This is a genomic window from Sphingobium sp. MP9-4 (assembly GCF_005281675.1).
GTDB classification, from domain to species: Bacteria; Pseudomonadota; Alphaproteobacteria; order Sphingomonadales; family Sphingomonadaceae; genus Sphingobium; species Sphingobium yanoikuyae.
In genome coordinates, this window is sequence record NZ_LUFI01000111.1 from 1 (window position 1) to 2,643 (window position 2,643).

The 2,643-nt window shown below is 64.1% G+C and carries 4 protein-coding genes; 2 read left to right on the forward strand and 2 right to left on the reverse strand.

The window, feature by feature from the left end; genetic code table 11:
• Together A0U87_RS26020 and A0U87_RS26025 are read left to right on the forward strand one after the other, a co-directional pair.
• The coding region (locus A0U87_RS26020; RefSeq protein WP_137406134.1) for an OmpA family protein at positions 1-412 on the forward strand (412 nt) is incomplete at its 5' end.
• Between the two features lie 500 nt (positions 413-912).
• The gene (locus tag A0U87_RS26025) at positions 913-1,449 is read left to right on the forward strand and encodes a superoxide dismutase family protein (RefSeq protein ID WP_137406135.1); all 537 of its coding nucleotides are present in this window, start codon (positions 913-915) and stop codon (positions 1,447-1,449) included.
• Between the two features lie 24 nt (positions 1,450-1,473).
• On the opposite strand, the gene thpR is transcribed toward A0U87_RS26025, so the two are convergent.
• Both thpR and A0U87_RS26035 read right to left on the reverse strand, forming a co-directional pair.
• On the reverse strand, positions 1,474-2,031 hold the full coding sequence (gene thpR, locus A0U87_RS26030) for an RNA 2',3'-cyclic phosphodiesterase (RefSeq protein ID WP_048939629.1): 558 nt from the start codon (positions 2,029-2,031) through the stop codon (positions 1,474-1,476).
• Between the two features lie 281 nt (positions 2,032-2,312).
• Positions 2,313-2,495 (reverse strand): hypothetical protein, encoded by a 183-nt coding sequence (locus A0U87_RS26035; RefSeq protein ID WP_199909676.1) that lies wholly within the window; start codon positions 2,493-2,495, stop codon positions 2,313-2,315.
• Positions 2,496-2,643 lie beyond the last annotated feature (148 nt).

The window sequence follows — 2,643 nt, forward strand, 5'->3', positions numbered from 1 at the left end:
TCCGCCGCCCCCGCCGCCCCCCCCGCCGCCGCCGCCTCCGCCGCCCCCGCCGGCGCCGGAATGCTCGCCTGGGCCGTACATTGTCTTCTTCGAATGGGACAAGTCGGACATCACGCCTGATGCCGCCACCATTCTGGACAACGCGGTTTCGGCCTACAGCGCTTGCGGCAACGCCCAGGTCATGCTGGCCGGTCACGCTGACCGTTCGGGTGCAGCCTCGTACAACGTTGGTCTGTCGCAGCGTCGCGCTGACGCTGCCAAGGCTTATCTCGCCTCGAAGGGTATCCCTGACGGCGTGATGACCACCCAGGCCTTCGGTGAATCGAAGCCGCGCGTCGACACCGCGGACGGCGTTCGCGAAGTCCAGAACCGTCGCGTGGAAATCAGCTACGGTCCGGGTTCGGGTCAGTAAGAACTTTCCGTCCTTCGGGATGGAATATGAAGAGGGGCCGATCGCAAGATCGGCCCCTTTTTCTTGTCCTGCGTTGCACGTGCTGGCCTGTCGCACGTTGCTCTGTCACGTGCTGGGGCCTGCCGCGATCCGGGCTGAACGGATATCTGGCCGGCGTGTCATGTGCCTTGATGCCGGACAGCGTGGACGATCGACATATGGGCGGTTGATCATGTCTGCGCTCATGGCCGGCCAGCTAATTGCAGGGGCGAGGCCGATAACGCTGTGGTCTGGATTGCTACCGAGCTTCGGCCTGATACGTGACGCATCGTGGTTTCAGGCTATTGCCTGCGGATGGCGCCTTTGGGGCGGTGAAGGAGGGGTGTCAGGACGGATGCCATGCTATCTCCCTGCTTTTATTGCGAACGATATGCAGAAGGGTCATGACAAACCGGATCGGATCGGCAACAAAGACGCGTCTGCCGCGTTCGCGCAGTTGTTTCCGTGATCGGGAGTTTGCCATGAAGACCGCCGCCCTGTTCCTTGCCCTGCCTCTGCTCGCTGCCGTGATGGCCTGTGCCGCGACCAGCCAGAGCGCGCCCGCCGCGCCGACCGCCAAGGCCAAGCTGGCCGCTGGCGATGGCAGCGCGCGCGGCACCGCCGTGGTGACCCAGGCAGGCGATGGCCTGCATGTCGTGGTCAAGGCGCAGGGGCTGACGCCGGGCATCCACGCGGTGCATATCCACACTACCGGCGTCTGCACGGGGCCGGACTTCACCAGCGCGGGTGGCCATTGGAACCCGACCAGCCATCAGCATGGCAAGGATAATCCGCAGGGCATGCATATGGGCGACATGCCCAACATGCAGGCCAAGCCCGACGGCAGCGGCGAGATCGAATATGTGGTGCCGGGCGGCACGATCAGCGACGGCGCGACGCCGCTGCTGGATGCCGATGGCGCGGCCATCGTGATCCATGCCCAGGCCGACGACTACAAGAGCGACCCGACCGGCAATGCGGGCGGCCGCGTCGCCTGTGGTGTGCTGAGCGTTGGCTGAGGCCTGATTGCCCCGGCGTCCGCGTCAATCGTCGCGGGCGCCGGGATGACCGTCTGCGCGATAGGTTTCGACCGCGTGATAGCTCGAGCCGGCATGGCCGAGCCGGCTTTCATAGAGGCTGAATTCGTCCACGGTGAAGGCGGGCGATACAAGGCCGGCGTGCAGCGCGAGGAAAGGCGCGATATCGCCGCCGTGCCGGCTGAAGCGGGCGAGGGTGATGTGCGGCAGATAGGCGCGGGCTTCGGGCGCGATGCCGGTCGATGTGCAGGCGCGATCCACCTTGGCATGAAGATGGGCGAGCGGATCGCGCGGCTGCACCCCGGCCCATAATGTGTCGACCACGCCGCGCCGATCGAAATAGCCGGCGCCGGCGAGCGCGATGGCGAACGGCTGGAAGCGGACGCCGGCGAGCGCATCGGCAATATCATCCGCCTGATGGCGATCCACTTGCCCGATGAAGCGCAGGGTCAGGTGCAACTGGCCATCATCCTGCCAACGCGCGCCGGGAACGCCGGCCATCTGGGCCAGAAGCTGGCTGCGGATCGTGGCAGGCGGACGGATGGCGACGAACAGGCGGTGCATGAGGAGTAGATAGGGAGAAAGGGGGCTTGCGGATAGGGGCGGGGTGGCGCGGGAGAATGGGCGCAATGTCGGCGTTGCGCTTTGACGGCTGACGACCACAAGATGACTTTCCTCCCCGGAACGGGGAGGTGGCAGCGCGAAGCGCTGACGGAGGGGCAAGTGCCTATTAGTGCTGCGCTAGCCGGCCTGTGCCCCTCCACCACTCGCTGCGCGAGTGGTCCCCTCTCCGTGCCGGGGAGGAATGTCTTGTTCCCACCCCTAATTGCCTCTGACACGGCAAATCATCGATGTTTGAAGGTCCAGCTTCGATCTTCGGCTTCCTCTCCGTTGATGAGATATTGCATTTGATGGGTTTCACCGTTCGGCCAGGCGACGAGTTCGTGATCGTTGATGAAATCAATGGTGATGGCGTCCCCATTTTCGGAGGCATCCCATATAAGCGTTAGCCTGTCGCCCGGCTCCAACTCAAAGCATTCCGGCCATGGTTCGACTGAGTAGCCCCTAGTTTTCTAGACGCCTTCTGCTTTCAGAATCTGCTGCCGTTCGAACTGGTTGGGTGACAGCATCCCGTTCCTGATCTGCTTGCGCACCGGGTTGTAGAACATCTCGATG